The following is a 17358-nucleotide window of genomic DNA, read 5'->3' as shown; positions in this document are numbered from 1 at the left end:
TCCACGCGTCGTGGGACGACGCCGGAGCCACGAGGAGGACGGATGACGGACCCCCGCAGGCGGATTCCCCGCACCGATCACCTCCTGGCCGCGCCGTCCATCGCCGCCGCGACGGCACGGCTCGGCGAGCGCCGGGTGCGGACCGCCGTCGCGGCGGCCCAGGAGGCCGCGCGCCGCGGCGACCTCGCACCGGAGGACGTCGCGGCCACCGCCGAGCGGGAGCTCGCGGGAGCGTCGCCGGCGTCGCTGCGGCCCGTGCTCAACGCGACCGGCGTCGTCGTGCACACCAACCTCGGCCGCGCACCGCTGTCGGCCGCGGCCGTCGCCGCCCTCGTCGACGCCGCCGGATACACCGACGTCGAGCTCGACCTGGGCACCGGCGCGCGGAGCAAGCGGGGCGTCGCCGCGCGGGCGGCGCTGCTCGCCGCGTGCCCCGCTGCGGAGGAGGCGCTGGTGGTCAACAACGGCGCCGCCGCCCTGGTCCTGGCCACCACCGCCCTCGCGGCGGGCCGCGAGGTGGTCATCAGCCGCGGCGAGCTCATCGAGATCGGGGCCGGCTTCCGGCTCCCGGACCTCATCGCCTCCACCGGTGCCCGGCTGCGCGAGGTCGGCACGACGAACCGCACCCACGCCCGCGACTACGCCGAGGCGATCGGGCCGGACACCGGCTGCGTGCTCAAGGTCCATCCGAGCAACTTCCGCGTCGAGGGCTTCACCGCCGACGTGCCCCTCGCCGAGCTGCGCGCGGTGTGCGGCGGCGTCCCGCTGGTCATGGACCTCGGCAGCGGCCTGCTCGCCGCGGATCCCGCCCTGCCCGGCGAACCCGACGCCGCCTCCGCGCTCGCGGCCGGCGCCGACGTGGTGACGGCCAGCGGCGACAAGCTGCTGGGCGGCCCCCAGGCCGGGATCCTGCTCGGCCGCGCGGAACTCGTCTCCCGGCTCGCGAAGCATCCCCTCGCCCGGGCCGTCCGCGCCGACAAGCTGGTGCTCGCCGCCCTGGAGGCCACCGTCGGCGGGCCCGAGGCGCCCGTCCTCGCCTACCTCCACGCCGACCCCGACGACCTGCGCCGCCGCGCCGAGCGGCTCGCCGAGCGCGTCGGCGGCGCCGTCGTCCCGCACGACGGACGGGTCGGCGGCGGCGGCGCTCCGGGAGTCCCGCTGCCGGGCTGGGCCGTCCGCCTTCCCGAGGCCCTGGCGGCGCCGCTGCGGGCCGGGACGCCGCCGATCCTGGCGCGGCTGTCCGACGGTGCCTGCCTGCTCGACCTGCGCTGCGTGCCCGAGGACGCCGACGACACGGTCGCGGAGGCGGTGCTCGCGTGTACGTCGTAGCCACCGCCGGCCACGTCGACCACGGCAAGTCCACGCTGGTCCGCGCGCTCACCGGGATCGAGCCCGACCGGTGGGCCGAGGAGCAGCGCCGCGGCCTCACGATCGACCTCGGATTCGCCTGGACCGCACTGCCGTCCGGCCGCGAGACGGCCTTCGTCGACGTGCCCGGGCACGAGCGGTTCCTGGGCAACATGCTCGCCGGCCTCGGCCCCGTCCCGGTGGTGTGCTTCGTGGTCGCCGCCGACGAGGGCTGGAGCGCGCAGTCCGACGATCACCGGGACGCGGTGGCGGCCCTGGGGATCGGGCACGGACTCATCGTGATCACCAAGACCGATCGGGCGCCCGACGCCGTGCCCGAGGTCTCCGCTCGGGCCCGTCGCGAGTTGGCCGGCACCGGGCTCGCGGGAGCCCCTGTCGTGGGCGTCTCCGCCGTGACCGGTGCCGGGCTCGACGAGCTGCGCGCCGCCCTCGATTCCGTTCTCGCGGAGGTGCCGCCGACCGATCCGGACGCGCGCGTGCGGATCTGGATCGACCGCGCGTTCACCGTCGTCGGGGCCGGCACCGTCGTGACCGGCACGGTGGCGGCGGGCACGGTGCGGGTCGGCGACGAGCTGGAGCTGCTCGGCGCGCGCGGTGCGCGACCGGTGACGGTGCGCGGGCTGCAGCGGCACGGCGCCGCCGCGGACGCGGTGGGGCCGGTGTCCCGCGTCGCGGTGAACCTGCGCGGGGTCGCGGTCGAGGAGATCCACCGCGGCGACGCGCTGCTCACGCCCGGGCAATGGCCCGTGACGAGCGTCGTGGACGTGCGGCTGGCACCGTCGGACCCGGACGCGGCCGTGCCCGTGTGGCTCACCGTGCACGCGGGCACCGTCGCCGTCCCCGCCCGCCTGCGGCCGTTCGACGCTGCCCACGCCCGGCTGACGCTGGCCCGGGAGGCGCCGCTCGTGCTCGGCGACCCGCTCGTTCTGCGGGACCCGGGGGAGAAGCGGATCGTCGGCGGCGCGCGGGTGCTCGACGCGGACCCGCCACCGCTGCGGCGCCGCGGTGACGGGGCCCGGCGGGCCGATGCCCTAGCCGGCCGGGGAACCGACGGGGACCTGCTGGCCGAGGTCGGGCGCACCGGCGCGGTGCGGCGCGAGCGCCTCGACGACCTCGGCTTCGGCGCGGAGGTCCCGGAGGGCGTGCGGGCGATCGGGGCGTGGTGGGTCCACGAGGCGGCCCTCGATGCGTGGCAGGCCCGCCTGCGCGGCCTGGTGGCCGACCTGCACGAGCGGGATCCGTTGGCCGCGGGGCTGTCGTTGGGCGCCGCGCGGGAGGCCCTGGGCCTGCCGGATCCGGCGCTGCTGCCGGCCGTGCTCGAGGGGGCCGGACTCGAATCGGAGGGCGGGCGGCTCGCGCTGCCCGGACACCGCGCCGACCTGGGACCGGCCGAGGCCGCCGTGACGGAGATCGAGCGGCGGCTGGCGGCGGATCCCTTCGCCGCCCCGGAGGCGGACGACCTGGCGGCGTTGCGGCTCGGGACGCGGGAGCTCGCCGCGGCCGAGCGAGCGGGTCGGCTGCTGCGGCTGGCCGAGGGGATCGTGCTCGCGCCGCGCGCGCCGGCGCTGGCGATGCGGGAGCTCGCCCGGCTGCCCCAGCCGTTCACGGTCTCGCAGGCGCGGCAGGCGCTGGGCACCAGCCGCCGGGTCGCGGTGCCGCTGATGGAGCTGCTCGACGGCCGTGGATGGACGCGTCGTCTCGACGCAGGGCGGCGCGAGGTCGCGCGCTGACGACGGACGCCGAAGGTGTTCCAGCGCACAGTGTCCCCGATCACACTTTAGGTCATCACTTAAAGATTGGCGGCGTCGCGTCGGGACCGGGAGACTCTTGGTCATGACCAATTACCGTGACTTCAAGAGCCTCACCGCCGACCCGACCGCCGGCACCGTCTACGCCCGCCTCGCCGACATCCACGAGGACGCCGCGAAGCCCACCGCCGCGCCCCGCTCCGGGTTCGCCGCCGCCGGTCTGCGCGCCGCCCTGCAGCGTTTCGTGACCGCCAACCCCGAGTACACCGGCCCCGCCGCGCTGCGCTTCTGATCCTCCCCGTTCCACCCCTTCAGGCGCGGTGGCCGCGCAGCAGCCGGTCACCGTCCGGCGTACGCCGGTAGAGCACCTCGCGCCCGTTCCGGGCTCGGTCGACCAGGCCGTTCTCGTGGAGCACGCGCAGGCTCTGCGACGCCGCCGACGGCGTCACCTCGAGCCGCCGCGCCAACTCGCTCACCGCCATCGGCTCGACCAGGGCGTGCAGCACGTCCGCCTTCGCCCCGCCGATCAGCCGCCGCAGCGCGCCCGGCGGCACCTCCCGCATCGACTCCATGAGGGTCGCGCTGCCGCGCGCCGGATAGCCGGCGTGCGGCGCCGCCGTCTCGGGGGAGTGCGCGCTGACGAGGCGTGTGAGGAAGACGCTCGGAATCAGGATGAGCCCCCGGCCCGCGGAGGCGTACTCGCCGGATCGCGTGTACGCCAGATCCAGGCGCAGCCGCCCGTCGCGATCCCAGGCCAGGTTGGGGTTGAGCGAGGCGAACAGCTGCGTCGGCCCGCCGATCGCCAACTCTCGCCCGCGGAACGTGATGTCCGACTCCAGGATCCGGTTCACCGATGGCCAGATCGGGGCGATCACCACCCGGTGGTAGCGCTCCAGCGCCCCGGCGATCCGCGGCCCCGCCCGCTCGGGGTCGTCGAGCAGGCGCGCCAACGCGGGCGACGGATCGCCGCCCTCCCGCAGCTCGTCCAGCTGTGCGTGGATCAGCGCCGGGTCGGTCGCCGCGATGGCCGCCAGGCCCTCGTCGAGCGACGGCCGCGAGTCCCCGAGCGGCGGCATCGGCGTCAGGAAGTCCGGGATCGCGTTCCCCGACGGTGCCACCAGCGCGCTGACCAGCCGGTGGTCGTACCGGTCGCGCTGCGCCTGGGCGTTGCTGCGCCAGCGCTGCAGGTGCGCGGAACTCTCGTGCGTCGTGTTCAGGTGGAACAGGCTCAGCGAGGTCTCGTTCATCGGCGCCAGGACGAAGCGCACGTCCGAGAGGTCTCGGACGTCCAGCACGTAGGTGAGCATGAGACGCCCAGCTTAGGGCGGCGCCGGTGCCATCGCGCCCCGTTCGCGACATCACGGCGTGAGCCCGGAACGCTTCCTGGGGATTCGTGTGCGGCGAGCGTCGGCCGCTCGGAGGTAGCTACCGCGCCCGGCTCATCAGCCGTAGCAGCGCGGGCCCGAGGAGCGGAGCCGTCAACGCCCGGATCATCAGGTCCTGTACGCCCAGGTGCACGCGGCTGGGCGGCGCGAACCGCGCCATCCCGGCGCGCGCCTGCCGCTGGCGCGCCGTGACCTCCGGGCGCAGCCCGTCCTCCCAGGCGCGCAGCGCGGCCGCGATGTCGCCCGGCTGCGCCGCGAGTGCGCGCCCGAGGCGATCGGCGCCGGCGAGGGCGAGGCCGGCGCCGTGCCCCGCGAACAGGGAGACGCACCACGCGGCGTCGCCGACCAGCACGACGCGCCCGCTGCTCCACGTGTCCATGACCACCTGGCTCACGGAGTCGAAGTAGGCGTCCCCGGCGCCCGCGGCCCGTCGCGCCGCCTCGTGCACCGGGCCGGAGAGATCGCCGAAGTGCGCCGCGAGGGCGTCGGCGGGGGAGCCGGTCGCGTCGGCCTCGGCCGTCGCCGTCCGGTACGTGAAGAAGGCCGACGGTGCGTGGCCGCGAGGGCGGAAGACCGCTGCGGTGCGGCCGACGTCGATGAAGGTGCTGGCGGTCTGCTCCGGGAGGCCGTTCGGCGCGGCATCGAGCGGGAAGGCCGCCACGGCGTGCTGAAGGTCGTGGACGAACCCGGTCGCCGGCCCGAAGGCGAGGTCGCGGACGCCGGAGTGCAGGCCGTCGGCGCCGACCAGCAGGTCCGCGTCGTGCACCGAGCCGTCGCTGAGCGTGACCCGCAGGCCTCCGTCGGCACCGCTCGGGTCGTCGGCCGCGGCGACCGTGGTGCCGAACCGGATCTCGAGCGCGCCGCCCATCGCCTCCCACAGGGCGCCCTCGAGGTCGCCGCGGAGGACGGTCAGCGCGCGGGACCCCAGCGATTGCTCCGCGAGGGCGGCGGGCATGGTGAGCTTCGTCGAGCCGTCGGCGCGGACCAGGCGCGAGGTGAAGATCCCCTGGTCCCGCTCGCGGAGGGCGGGCACGAGGCCCAGGCCCTCGGCAGCGTCGAAGCCCGGGCCCAGCAGGTTCACGAGATAGCCGCCGGCCCGGCGGGCGGGGGCGCGTTCGACGACGAGGACGCGGTGGCCGTCGCGGTGCAGCCGGAGCGCGGTCGCGAGGCCGGCGATCCCCGCGCCGGCGACGACGATCCGCAGGGGGTGTTCGGTGTGGTCCGGCATGGTTTCCTCCCGGTTTGAGCGTTCGTTCATACCGAGTATGAGCGAATGTTCATAGTTGGCGCAAGGCGCCCGCGCCGAGCTCGTAGAATCGACGCATGCCCAGAGGAGTCGCGATCGACGGCGCGCGGCAGCGCCTGTTCGCGGCCGCCGAGGCGGTGATCCTCCGTGAGGGAGCGGACGGCCTGAAGGGGCGCGCGGTCACCGCGCAGGCGGGGGTCGCGACGGGGCTGCTGCACGCGCACTTCGGCGACTTCGACGGCTTCCTCGCCGCGTACGCGGTGGACCGCAGTTTCCTGCTCGGCGCGGAGGCGGGGAACGCGGCCTCGTCGGAACCGGGTTCGGCAACGACGGTGGCGGAGGCGCTCTGCGCGCAGCTCGATGCGCTGTCGCAACCCGCGGCCACCGCTTTCGCGCGACTGCTGGCCGCGCGGCCGGGGCTCCGGAACCGCGCGGCCGAGGTGCTGGGCGACGCCGCGGCCGGCTTCGAGGGCGTCACGGCCGCGATCGCCGACGGGCTCGCCGCCGAGGAGCGTGCGGGCCGGCTGCGACCCGACGTGCGGGCCGAGGACCTCGCCTACGCGGTGGTCGCCGTAGCACTGCGCGCCTGGTGCGCCGGCGATCCGGACGAGCGGTGGCGGTCCGCGGTGCGCGCGCTCGTGTCGGCATCGCTCGCGGAGGCCGACTGAGACGGCCGCGGCGGCGACCCGGGTCCGGATCGCCGCCGCGGCGCGAGTGCGGGACGGTCAGGACTCGCGGAACTCCGCGGAGGTCAGCCCCTGCTCCTCGGCCTTGCGCAGCTCCACGCGGCGGATCTTGCCGCTGATCGTCTTCGGCAGGTCGGCGAAGGCGATGCGGCGCACGCGCTTGTAGGGCGCGAGGTGCTCGCGGCTGTAGTCGAAGATCGCCTTCGCCGTGGCCTCGTCCGGCGCGTGGCCGTCGGCGAGCACGATGTACGCCTTCGGCACCGCGAGCCGCAGCTCGTCCGGCGCCGGCACGACGGCCGCCTCGGCCACCGCATCATGCTCCAGCAGAACCGATTCCAGCTCGAACGGGCTGATCTTGTAGTCGCTCGACTTGAAGACGTCGTCGGTGCGGCCGACGTAGGTCAGGTAGCCGTCCGCATCCTTCGAGGCCACGTCGCCGGTGTGGTAGACGCCGCCCTCCATGACCTTCGCGGTCTTCTCGGCGTCGCCGTGGTAGCCGACCATGAGGCCGAGCGGCCGCGGATCCAGGCGCAGGCAGATCTCGCCCTCATCCACGCCCTGCTCGCCGGTGGCCGGGTCGACCAGCACCACGTCGTAGCCGGGGCACGGGCGGCCCATCGACCCGTCCTTGAGCGGCTGGCCCGGCGTGTTCGCCACCTGGACCGTGGTCTCGGTCTGGCCGAAGCCGTCGCGGATCGTCACGCCCCACGCGTTCCGCACGCGGGTGATCACCTCGGGGTTGAGCGGCTCGCCGGCGCCCACGACGACGCGCGGTGGCGTCGTCAGGGCGCTGAGGTCGGCCTGGATCAGCATGCGCCACACCGTGGGCGGCGCGCAGAAGCTGGTGACGCCGGCCCGCTCCATCTGCTTCATCAGCGCGGCCGCGTCGAACCGGTTGTAGTTGTAGATGAAGACGCAGGCCTGCGCGATCCACGGCGTGAAGACGTTGCTCCACGCGTGCTTCGCCCAGCCCGGCGAGCTCACGTTCAGGTGCACGTCGCCGGGGCGCAGGCCGATCCAGTACATCGTCGACAGGTGGCCCACGGGGTAGCTGGCGTGGGTGTGCTCGACCAGCTTCGGCGCGCTCGTGGTGCCGGAGGTGAAGTACAGCAGTAGGGTGTCGTCGGCGTGCGTGACGTGCGTGGGGGTGAAGTCCGACGGTGCCGTGTACGCCGCGGCGAAGGACTCCCAGCCCGGCACCGGATCGCCGATGGCGATCCGGGTGACCTGCGCGTCCGCGGGGACGCGCTCGGCGAGCTCGCTGCGCACGATGACGTGCTTCGCGCCGCCGCGGGCGATGCGGTCGGCGATGTCGCCCTCGGCGAGCAGCGTGGTCGCGGGGATGACCACGGCGCCGAGCTTGATCGCGGCGAGCATGACGTCCCAGAGCTCGACCTGGTTGCTGAGCATGAGCAGGATCCGATCGCCCGGATGCACGCCGCGCTCGCGCAGCCAGTTCGCGACCCGGTTGCTGCGCGCGCTCATCTCCGCGTAGCTGAACTTCGACTCGGAGCCGTCCTCCTCGACGATCCACAGGGCGGGGGCGTCGTTGTTCTCGGCCACCCGGTCGAACCAGTCGAGCGCGAAATTCCACTCGTCGAGCTGCGGCCAACTGAAGCGCTCCCGCGCCGCGTCGTAGTCGTCGGCGAGCTCGACCAGCAGGTCGCGCGCGGCAAGGAAGTCTCGATACCCCTGTGTGCTAGCCACTTTCAGATCCTCCGGTTGATTACTTGGATATCCAAGTATATAGTGATGGGCAACACATCGCGCAAGGGCTTCGCGATGGACCTCGATCGAGAGAGAAGGACACACCATGGCTGACGTGCGCACCATCCCGCATTTCATCGACGGCCGTCGCGTGGAGGGCACGGGCCGCACCGCCGACGTCTTCGACCCGAGCACGGGTCAGGTGCAGGCCACCGTCCCGCTGGCGAGCACCGCCGAGGTCGACGACGTGGTCGCGCGGGCGAAGAAGGCTCAGGTCGAGTGGGCGGCCTTCAATCCGCAGCGCCGCGCCCGCGTCTTCATGAAGTTCATCGACCTGGTCCACCAGAACGTCGACGAGCTGGCCTCGCTGCTCTCGAGCGAGCACGGCAAGACCGTCGCCGACGCCAAGGGCGACATCCAGCGCGGCATCGAGGTCATCGAGTTCTCGATCGGTATTCCGCACCTGCTCAAGGGCGAGTACACCGAGGGCGCCGGCACCGGCATCGACGTCTACTCGATGCGCCAGCCGCTCGGCGTCGTCGCCGGCATCACGCCCTTCAACTTCCCGGCCATGATCCCGCTGTGGAAGGCCGGCCCGGCCCTGGCCTGCGGCAACGCCTTCATCCTCAAGCCCTCCGAGCGCGACCCCTCCGTGCCCGTCCGCCTGGCCGAGCTCTTCATCGAGGCCGGTCTGCCCGAGGGCGTCTTCCAGGTCGTCCACGGCGACAAGGAGTCGGTCGACGCTCTGCTGAACAACCCCGACGTCAAGGCCGTCGGCTTCGTCGGCAGCTCGGACATCGCGCAGTACATCTACGAGACCTGCGCCAAGAACGGCAAGCGCAGCCAGGCCTTCGGCGGCGCCAAGAACCACATGGTGATCCTCCCGGACGCCGACCTGGACCAGGCCGTCGACGCCCTCATCGGTGCCGGCTACGGCTCCGCCGGCGAGCGCTGCATGGCGATCTCCGTCGCCGTTCCCGTGGGCGAGGAGACCGCGAACCGCCTGCGCGAGCGCCTCGTCGAGCGCGTGCAGCAGCTGCGCGTGGGCCACAGCCACGACCCGAAGGCCGACTACGGGCCCCTCATCACCCCGGCCGCGGTCGAGCGCACCAAGAGCTACATCCAGCAGGGCGTGGACGCCGGCGCCGACCTCGTGGTCGACGGCCGCGAGCGCACCAGCGACGAGCTCACCTTCGGCGACGCCGATCTCTCCGGCGGCAACTACCTCGGCCCCACGCTGTTCGACCACGTCACCAAGGACATGTCGATCTACACGGACGAGATCTTCGGCCCCGTGCTCTGCATCGTCCGGGCGAACACCTACGAGGAGGCCCTCGCACTGCCCACCGAGCACGAGTACGGCAACGGCGTGGCCATCTTCACCCGCGACGGCGACGCCGCCCGCGACTTCGTCGCCCGCGTCGAGGTGGGCATGGTCGGCGTCAACGTGCCGATCCCGGTTCCCGTGGCGTACCACACCTTCGGCGGCTGGAAGCGGTCCGGTTTCGGCGACCTGAACCAGCACGGCCCGCACTCGATCCTGTTCTACACCAAGACCAAGACGGTGACCTCGCGCTGGCCCTCGGGCATCAAGGACGGCGCGGAGTTCTCCATCCCGACGATGCACTAGGAGCGGCACGTGCCCTACCCGAACCTGACGGGGGACGACCTCGCCATCGTCGAGATGGCCCGCGACTTCTCCCGCAAGCGCCTCGCGCCCTTCGCGCTCGACTGGGACGCCACCAAGCACTTCCCGGTGGCGGAGATGAAGGAGGCCGGCAGCCTCGGCATGGCCGCCATCTACACCCGCGAGGACGTGGGCGGATCCGGCCTGCGCCGGCTCGACGGCGTCCGCATCTTCGAGGAACTCGCCAAGGGCGATCCCGTGACCGCGGCGTTCATCTCGATCCACAACATGTGCACGTGGATGGTCGACACCTACGGCTCCGAGGAGCAGCGGCAGGAGTGGATCCCCAAGCTGGCGCCGATGGACGTGATGGCCAGCTACTGCCTCACCGAGCCGGGCGCCGGCTCGGACGCGGCCTCGCTGACCACCCGCGCCGAGCGCGACGGCGACGACTTCGTGCTCAACGGGACGAAGCAGTTCATCTCCGGCGGCGGCGCCTCCGACCTGTACGTCGTCATGGCGCGCAGCGAGGGCGAGGGCGCCCGCGGCATCTCGACCTTCCTGGTGGACAAGGGAACCCCCGGTCTCTCCTTCGGACCGCCCGAGGTGAAGATGGGCTGGCACAGCCAGCCCACCACCCAGGTGATCTTCGAGAACGTGCGGATCCCGGCCTCGCGCATGCTGGGCGGGACCGACGGTGCCGGTAAGGGCTTCGGCATCGCCATGAACGGGCTCAACGGCGGCCGGCTCAACATCGCCGCCTGTTCCCTGGGCGGCGCGCAGGCCGCGTACGACCTCGCGCTGCGGTACATGACGGAGCGCGAGACCTTCGGCCGCAAGCTGATCGACGAGCCCACCATCCGGTTCGCGCTCGCCGACATGGCGACCTCGCTCGAGGCGTCCCGGCTGATCCTGTGGCGCGCGGCCAGCGCGCTCGACGAGAACGACCCCGACAAGGTCGAGCTGTGCGCCATGGCGAAGAAGTTCGTCACCGAGACCTGCTACCAGGTCGCCGACCAGGCGCTCCAGCTGCACGGCGGCTACGGCTACCTGCACGAGACCGGCGTCGAGAAGATCGTCCGCGACCTGCGGGTGAACCGGATCCTCGAGGGCACCAACGAGATCATGCGGATGGTGATCGGCCGCGCCGAGGCCGCCCGCATCCAGGGCAAGTAGGAGAGGCGTCTCATGAGTACCATCGCATTCCTCGGTCTCGGCCACATGGGCGGGCCGATGGCGAAGAACCTCGTCGCGGCCGGCCACACCGTGCGCGGCTTCGACCTCGTCCCCGCGGCGCAGGACGCGGCTCGCGCGGCCGGCGTCACCGTGATCGACACCGCCGAGGAGGCCGTGACCGGCGCCGACGCCGTGGTCACCATGCTGCCCAACGGCGGCATCGTGAAGGCCGTGTACGAATCGGTCCTCCCGCACGCCGCGCCGGGCACGCTGTTCATCGACAGCTCCACCATCTCCGTCGACGACGCCCGCGCGGTGCACGCGCTGGCCGAGGCCGCCGGGATGAAGCAGGTGGACGCGCCCGTCTCGGGCGGCGTCAAGGGTGCCGACGCCGGCACCCTCGCCTTCATGGTGGGCGGCGACGACGCCGCCTTCGCCGCGGCGCAGTCCGTGCTGGATCCGATGGCGGGCAAGGTGATCCACTGCGGCGGATCGGGCAACGGGCAGGCCGCCAAGGTCTGCAACAACATGATCCTCGCGGTCCAGCAGATCGTCGTGGGCGAGGCCTTCGTCCTCGCCGAGAAGCTGGGCCTGGCGGATCAGGCGCTGTACGACGTGGTCACCGGCGCCACCGGCAACTGCTGGTCGTTGCACACCAACTGCCCCGTGCCGGGGCCGGTGGCGGGGGCACCGTCGGGCAACGAGTTCAAGCCCGGCTTCGCGACGGCCCTGATGAACAAGGATCTGGGGCTGGCCATGGACGCCGTGGCGTCCACCGGCTCGAGCGCGCCGCTCGGCACGCACGCCGCCGAGCTGTACTCTGCGTTCGCGCAGGACAACGGCGGGCTGGACTTCAGTGCGATCATTCAGACGCTGAGGTAGCGATTCACAACGAGGAAGGCGGGCGCGATGGCTGAACCGGACCCCCGGGACCCGATCGCGCGTGCCCGCCGCAACTGGGAGGACGCGGGCTGGGGCGGCGACGTCGCCTCCGGCATGGAGGCGGTGACGTCCGTGATGCGGGCGCACCAGATCCTGCTCGCGCGGATCGAGACGGCCCTCAAGCCCTTCCGCCTGTCGTTCTCCCGGTTCGAGCTGCTGCGGCTGCTCGCCTTCACCAAGCGCGGCGAACTGCCGATCTCGAAGGCGAGCACCCGGCTGCAGGTGCATGTCTCGTCGGTGACCCACGCGATCGACCGGCTGGGGGAGGCCGGGCTGGTCGAGCGCAAGCCCCACCCGACCGACGGCCGCACCACCCTCGTCGCCATCACCCCGGACGGCCGGGAACTGGTGGAGAAGGCGACGGTCGTGCTCAACGACGTCTTCTCCGACATCGGCATGCCCGATGACGAGTCCGCCGCGCTGGTGGGCGCGATCCGCTCGCTGCGTCGCTTCAACGGCGACTTCTGACCGCCGCCACCGGAACTGGGGCCCCCGTGCCGCCGGTCGACGGTGCGCGGTGCAGGCTCCGCGCACACGCCGCGAAGGCGATCGCGAGTCCCGCGTGCACCAGCAGGATCAGCGCGAAGGCGTACTGCGCCGGCATGCCGCCGGCCAGCGCCGTGTAGCCCGTCCCGAGCGTCGCGACCCCGAGTGCGAACGCCGCCTGCTGCGCCGTCGACACGAGTCCGCCGGTGAGCCCGGCGATGCGGTCGGGCACCGCCCCCATGATCGCCCCGACCAGCGGCCCGAACTGCATCGCCTGGGCGGCGCCCACGAGGATCAGGGCGGGCTGCACCGCCCACGCCCAGACCTGCGGGGCCGCGAGTCCGCTCCCCGCGAGAGCCAGCAGCCCCACGGCGTTGAGCAGTGCCCCGACCGGCATGGTCCTCGCCCCGAGGCGGCGATGGATCCCCGGCTGCGCCAGGGAGACGGCCACGAAGGCGACGCCGTACGGAACCAGGGCCACGCCCGACGCCATCGGGCTCATCCCCAGTGCGTGCTCGCTCACCAGCGCGTACTCGAAGACCAGGGCGCCGTAGCCGGAGAAGAACAGCAGCGCCATGAGCAGGCCGACCCGGATCGGCCGGTGCGCGAACACCGACGGCGGCAGCATCGGCGTTCCGCCCACGGCCTCCGCGCGCCGCTGCGACGACCAGAACGCCACGGCGGCACCGACGGCGACGACGAGCAGCCCCCAGGAGACCGGGGGCCAGCCGAGCGTACCGCCGACCGAGAGCCCGACCAGCAGCGCGAGCAGTGCCACCGTGAGCAGCGCCGTGCCGCGGAAGTCCAGCGGCAGGCGGCGCTCGGCGCGGGTCTCCGGCACCGCACGGGCGGCGGCCGCGGCGAACCCGGCGATGACCGCCGCGGACCACCACACGGCCCGCCAGCCGAGCCCGGCCGGATCCCACGCCAGGAGCGCGCCGCCGAGCACCTGCCCGCCGCAGAAGCCGAGCCCCGCGGTCGCCGCGATCACGGCGATCGCCCGGCGCCGCGCCTCGCCCGCGGCGGTGGCCTGCACCGTCGAGAGGACCTGCGGGGTGAAGGCCGCCGCGCCGATGCCCTGCACCGCGCGCAGCACGATGAGCGAGGTGATGTCCGGCGCGAACCCCGCCGCGACGGAAGCGATCCCGACGGCGACGAGGCCCGCGACGAAGACCCGTCGCCGGCCGCGGTTGTCGCCGAGCCGGCCGAACAGGATGAGCGCGGTCGCGAAGGTCGCCGAGAACGCGGCCAGGATCAGCGTCTGCTGCGCCGGGGAGGCGGCGAGCCGCCGGGCCACTTCCGGGACCGCCACGTTCGCCGATGCGAACAGGAACGTCGTGAGGAAGTAGGCGACGCCGAGGACGGCGAGCCCCGGGTGGGTCAGGCGGGGGTGGGGAGCGGAGGTCATGGCTCGACGGTGCTCCACCGTCATCCGGGTATCCAGACCGTGCGGATCCTAGTAGTGACACCACCGGGCTGGCGGCGCCGCGACGGGCCCGCGGCGGGGGATACTCGGTGCATGGGCACCCGCAACAACGCCGAGCTGGCGCGCTTCCTGCGCACTCATCGCGAGCAGGTGACCCCGGAGCAGGTGGGGCTGTCGGCGGGCGGGCGTCGGCGCACGCCCGGGCTGCGCCGGGAGGAGGTCGCGGCGCGGGCCAACGTGGGCACCACCTGGTACACCTGGGTCGAGCAGGGGCGCGATGTGAACCCCAGCCCGGAGGTGCTGTGCGCCGTCGCCGACGCGCTCCTGCTGGATCCGGGGGAGCGGGACCACGTCCTGCGCCTGGCCGGACATCAGCCCGGGCCCGCGGCGGCGGATACCGTCGCGGACACCGTCCAGCCCGTCCTCGACGCGCTCCTGCCCAATCCCGCCGTGGTGCTCAACGCGCGCGGCGACATGGTCCGCTACAACCGCGCCTTCCGCTTTCTCATCACCGACGTCGAGGAGTTCGCCCCGGAAGACCGGAACTGCCTGTGGCTCGATTTCACCGACGAGCTCTGGCTCGGCGCCTACGCAGCGGATCGGCAGGAGCTCGAGGCCGTCGTGGCCCGGACTCGCGCGATCTACGCCGGCAGCCACGCCGATCCCTCGTGGAAGCCGCTGCTCGACCGGCTGCAGGCCGCCTCGCCGCTGTTCGCGCAGCTGTGGCACGCGGGCCTGGTCCTCGATGCCGCCGACTGGGAGAAGACGATCCGCAATCCGCTGGTGGGGGAGCTGCGCCTGCAGGTGAGCACCTTCAACCTGCGCGATCGGCCCACGCTGCGGATGCTGACCTACTTGCCGCGCGACGATCAGACGCGCGAGCGGCTCACGCGGATCGTTCCACCGGGGTATCGCGGCGCCTGATGTCCGCGGCTCCCCTCAGTGCGCGTCTCGCCGGGTGAGCATGCCGGACAGGTGCTCCCGGCTCAGCCGCGCGGCGGTGTCGGGGTCCCGCCGCTCGATCGCCGCGAGGAGCTCGGCGTGCGAGAGCTGATCCTCGTCGCTTCCGAACGCTCCGTCGCGGCTCAGCAGCATGTCGATCATCGCCCGCTGCAGGTGCGCGGCGATGCCGTCGAACATCTCCAGCAGCACCGGGTTGTGGGCGGCCGCGATGACCGCGCGGTGGAAGTCGGTGTCGGTCTGGACGTGGCGCACCAGGTCGGCGCGGTGGGCCGCGCGGATGGCGAGCGCGGCGCGGATCGCGTCCAGGTCCTCCTCGGTGCGGCGCCGGGCGGCGAGGGCCGCGGCCTCCACCTCGACCGCGATCCGCGCCTCGAGCACCGCGTCGATCGCGGCCCCGTCGAGCATCGTGTCGAGGCCCGACGGGGCGTCGAGCCTGGTCACGAACACCCCGGCGCCCTGCCGGGTGGCGAGCACACCGATCCCCGCGAGTCGGCGGATCGCCTCGCGCACCGTCGAGCGCCCGACGCCGAGCTGCGGGGCCAAGGTGGTCTCGCCGGGGAGCTTGTCGCCGACCGCCCACTCGCCGGATCGGACGCGGGCGAGCAGCGCGTCGGCGGCCTGGTCGGCGAGCGAGGTGCGGGGGAGCGGGGGCATGCATCGAGAATACTTCTCAGCTTGTCTGAGGAGTTGTGCTAGGGTCGTCGGCATGACACAGCAGGGCCACCACCTTCTCCTTCCGCGCCACGGCGGGGCCTGATTCCGGGCCGGCATCCCGCCGTGGGGAATCCGTGCCGGCCGCCCAGGAACCGACGAAGGAACCGTCATGCCCTTCCCCACGATCGACACGCCCCGCGGCCCCGTCCCCGCCGCCGCGCCCGCCTGGAACCGCCAGCGCGTCTCGCAGATGCCGCATCACCGCTACCGCGACGTCCACGCCCGCGTCGACGTCCCAATCACCGACCGCACCTGGCCGTCCCGTCGCCTGACCGCGGCGCCGCTGTGGGTCCCCGTCGACCTGCGCGACGGGAACCAGGCCCTGCCCGAACCGATGGATCCCGCGCGCAAGCGCCGGTTCTTCGAGCTCATGGTCGCCATGGGCTACAAGGAGATCGAGGTCGGCTACCCGTCGGCCTCGCAGACCGACTACGACTTCGTCCGGCTCATCGCGGAGACCGACATCGCCCCGGAGGACGTCACCGCCGTGGTCTTCACGCCGGCCCGCCGCGATCTGATCGAGCGGACCGTCGAGTCCGTCCGCGGGATCCGCAACGAGGTGGTGATCCACATGTACACCGCGACCGCGCCGACCTGGCGGGACGTGGTGCTCGGCAGGGACCGCGCGGAGCTGCGGTCGCTGATCCTCGACGGCGGCCGCGACCTGCTCGCCGCCGCCGGCGAGCTCGACGGCGTGCGGTTCGAGTTCTCGCCCGAGGTCTTCAACCTCACGGAGCCGGACTACGTGCTCGAGGTCTGCGACGCGATGACCGCGCTGTGGGACGCGACCGCCGAGCGGCCCGTCATCCTCAACCTGCCCGCGACCGTCGAGGTGGCGACGCCGAACGTCTACGCCGACCAGATCGAGTACATGCACCGCAACCTCGCCCGCCGCGAGGCGGTGATCCTCTCGGTGCACCCGCACAACGACCGCGGGACCGGCATCGCGTGCGCCGAGCTGGCCGTGCTCGCCGGGGCGCAGCGCGTGGAGGGCTGCCTCTTCGGCAACGGCGAGCGCACCGGCAACGTGGACCTGGCGACGCTGGCGCTCAACATGTTCGCGCAGGGGATCGACCCGATGGTCGACTTCTCCGACATCGACGAGGTGCGGCGGACCGTCGAGGCGTGCAACGGGATCGCCGTGCCCGACCGGCACCCGTACGTCGGCGACCTCGTGCACACCGCGTTCAGCGGCACCCACCAGGACGCGATCAAGAAGGGCTTCGCCGAGCACCGCGCCCGCGCCGCGGCCGAGGGGCGACCGGAGCGGGCGATCGAGTGGCGCGTGCCCTACCTGCCCGTCGACCCGGCCGACATCGGCCGGACCTACGACGCCGTCATCCGCGTCAATTCCCAGTCGGGCAAGGGCGGCATGGCGTACCTCCTGGAGCGGGACCTGGGCCTGGAACTGCCGCGGCGACTACAGATCGACTTCGCCCGCCACGTCCAGGCGCACGCCGACGAGCACGGCGCGGAGATGGACACCGCCGCACTGTGGGCCGTCTTCGAGCGGGCCTACGGGGTCGAGGGAGGGCGGTTCGAGCTCGTCGACTGCGTCGCGGAGGAGGGCGCGGCCGGCAGCCGGGTCACCGTCGGGCTCCGGGTCGACGGTGCGCCGCACCGCACCACCGTCGACGGCGTGGGCCCGGTCGAGGCGATCGTCGCGGCACTCGCCGAGCACGACGCGAAGATCGACGTGCTCGCGCTGCACCAGACCGCGCTCGGCCGCGGCGACGACGCGGAAGCGCTCACGCTGATCGAGTACCGGCGCGACGGCGAGGTGCGGTGGAGCATGGGGCGCGACCGCTCCGTGCTGGCCGCGACGGCCGCCGCCGTGATCGGCGCGGCGCAGGCCACGTGACCCGCCGGTAACGTCGCGGGCGG

15 protein-coding genes are annotated in these 17358 nt (G+C 73.3%); 10 read left to right on the top strand and 5 right to left on the bottom strand.

Annotation, left to right across the window (positions count from 1 at the left end):
• Positions 1 to 42: 42 nt before the first annotated feature.
• From selA to ACM9LD_RS18040, 3 genes are all read left to right on the top strand, one after another.
• Positions 43 to 1329, top strand: a complete 1287-nt coding sequence (gene selA / locus ACM9LD_RS18050) for an L-seryl-tRNA(Sec) selenium transferase (RefSeq protein WP_415677942.1) — start codon at positions 43 to 45, stop codon at positions 1327 to 1329.
• Complete coding sequence (gene selB, locus ACM9LD_RS18045; protein ID WP_415677941.1) at positions 1317 to 3098, top strand: selenocysteine-specific translation elongation factor; 1782 nt, start codon at positions 1317 to 1319, stop codon at positions 3096 to 3098. Before selA ends, selB begins: the two co-directional genes overlap by 13 nt.
• A gap of 103 nt (positions 3099 to 3201) precedes the next feature.
• A complete protein-coding gene (locus ACM9LD_RS18040; protein ID WP_224646123.1) occupies positions 3202 to 3408 on the top strand; it encodes a hypothetical protein in 207 nt (68 codons plus the stop codon).
• A 19-nt stretch (positions 3409 to 3427) separates the two neighbouring features.
• Here the strand turns inward: ACM9LD_RS18040 and ACM9LD_RS18035 are convergent, their stop codons facing one another.
• Positions 3428 to 4423: an ArsR/SmtB family transcription factor gene (locus ACM9LD_RS18035; RefSeq protein WP_415677940.1), complete on the bottom strand. Its 996-nt coding sequence runs from the start codon at positions 4421 to 4423 to the stop codon at positions 3428 to 3430.
• A 118-nt stretch (positions 4424 to 4541) separates the two neighbouring features.
• Entirely contained in the window at positions 4542 to 5729 is a 1188-nt protein-coding gene (locus ACM9LD_RS18030; RefSeq protein WP_415677939.1) for an FAD-dependent oxidoreductase, read from the bottom strand.
• Between the two features lie 95 nt (positions 5730 to 5824).
• Between ACM9LD_RS18030 and ACM9LD_RS18025 the strand changes: the two genes are divergently transcribed.
• Positions 5825 to 6415 carry a TetR/AcrR family transcriptional regulator gene (locus ACM9LD_RS18025; protein WP_415677938.1) on the top strand — a complete coding sequence of 197 codons (591 nt, stop codon included), beginning with the start codon at positions 5825 to 5827 and terminating at the stop codon, positions 6413 to 6415.
• A 57-nt stretch (positions 6416 to 6472) separates the two neighbouring features.
• On the opposite strand, the gene ACM9LD_RS18020 is transcribed toward ACM9LD_RS18025, so the two are convergent.
• Complete coding sequence (locus ACM9LD_RS18020) at positions 6473 to 8140, bottom strand: AMP-binding protein (RefSeq protein ID WP_415677937.1); 1668 nt, start codon at positions 8138 to 8140, stop codon at positions 6473 to 6475.
• 106 nt (positions 8141 to 8246) lie between these two features.
• On the opposite strand from ACM9LD_RS18020, the gene ACM9LD_RS18015 reads away from it, so the two are divergent.
• Genes ACM9LD_RS18015 through ACM9LD_RS18000 form a run of 4 tightly spaced genes read left to right on the top strand, consistent with a single transcriptional unit; the run spans position 8247 to position 12353 of the window.
• Positions 8247 to 9770, top strand: a complete 1524-nt coding sequence (locus tag ACM9LD_RS18015) for a CoA-acylating methylmalonate-semialdehyde dehydrogenase (protein ID WP_068524521.1) — start codon at positions 8247 to 8249, stop codon at positions 9768 to 9770.
• 9 nt (positions 9771 to 9779) lie between these two features.
• The gene (locus ACM9LD_RS18010; RefSeq protein ID WP_415677936.1) at positions 9780 to 10943 is read left to right on the top strand and encodes an acyl-CoA dehydrogenase family protein; all 1164 of its coding nucleotides are present in this window, start codon (positions 9780 to 9782) and stop codon (positions 10941 to 10943) included.
• A 12-nt stretch (positions 10944 to 10955) separates the two neighbouring features.
• Positions 10956 to 11825 carry a 3-hydroxyisobutyrate dehydrogenase gene (gene mmsB / locus ACM9LD_RS18005; protein WP_415677935.1) on the top strand — a complete coding sequence of 290 codons (870 nt, stop codon included), beginning with the start codon at positions 10956 to 10958 and terminating at the stop codon, positions 11823 to 11825.
• Between the two features lie 27 nt (positions 11826 to 11852).
• Positions 11853 to 12353, top strand: coding sequence for a MarR family winged helix-turn-helix transcriptional regulator (locus ACM9LD_RS18000; RefSeq protein WP_068524523.1), 501 nt, complete (start codon positions 11853 to 11855; stop codon positions 12351 to 12353).
• On the opposite strand, the gene ACM9LD_RS17995 is transcribed toward ACM9LD_RS18000, so the two are convergent.
• On the bottom strand, positions 12337 to 13779 hold the full coding sequence (locus tag ACM9LD_RS17995; protein ID WP_415677934.1) for an MFS transporter: 1443 nt from the start codon (positions 13777 to 13779) through the stop codon (positions 12337 to 12339). The genes ACM9LD_RS18000 and ACM9LD_RS17995 overlap by 17 nt on opposite strands.
• A 111-nt stretch (positions 13780 to 13890) precedes the next feature.
• On the opposite strand from ACM9LD_RS17995, the gene ACM9LD_RS17990 reads away from it, so the two are divergent.
• Positions 13891 to 14721, top strand: a complete 831-nt coding sequence (locus ACM9LD_RS17990; protein ID WP_415677933.1) for a helix-turn-helix transcriptional regulator — start codon at positions 13891 to 13893, stop codon at positions 14719 to 14721.
• A 15-nt stretch (positions 14722 to 14736) separates the two neighbouring features.
• Here the strand turns inward: ACM9LD_RS17990 and ACM9LD_RS17985 are convergent, their stop codons facing one another.
• A complete protein-coding gene (locus ACM9LD_RS17985) occupies positions 14737 to 15414 on the bottom strand; it encodes a FadR/GntR family transcriptional regulator (protein WP_415677932.1) in 678 nt (225 codons plus the stop codon).
• Between the two features lie 169 nt (positions 15415 to 15583).
• On the opposite strand from ACM9LD_RS17985, the gene ACM9LD_RS17980 reads away from it, so the two are divergent.
• A complete protein-coding gene (locus tag ACM9LD_RS17980) occupies positions 15584 to 17335 on the top strand; it encodes a 2-isopropylmalate synthase (RefSeq protein WP_415677931.1) in 1752 nt (583 codons plus the stop codon).
• The last annotated feature ends 23 nt before the right edge of the window (positions 17336 to 17358 follow it).

Source organism: Tsukamurella hominis (genome assembly GCF_965137015.1).
GTDB lineage: Bacteria > Actinomycetota > Actinomycetes > Mycobacteriales > Mycobacteriaceae > Tsukamurella > Tsukamurella hominis.
Note: the sequence above shows the minus strand (reverse complement) of the source record. Positions and strands in the feature narration are given on the sequence as shown.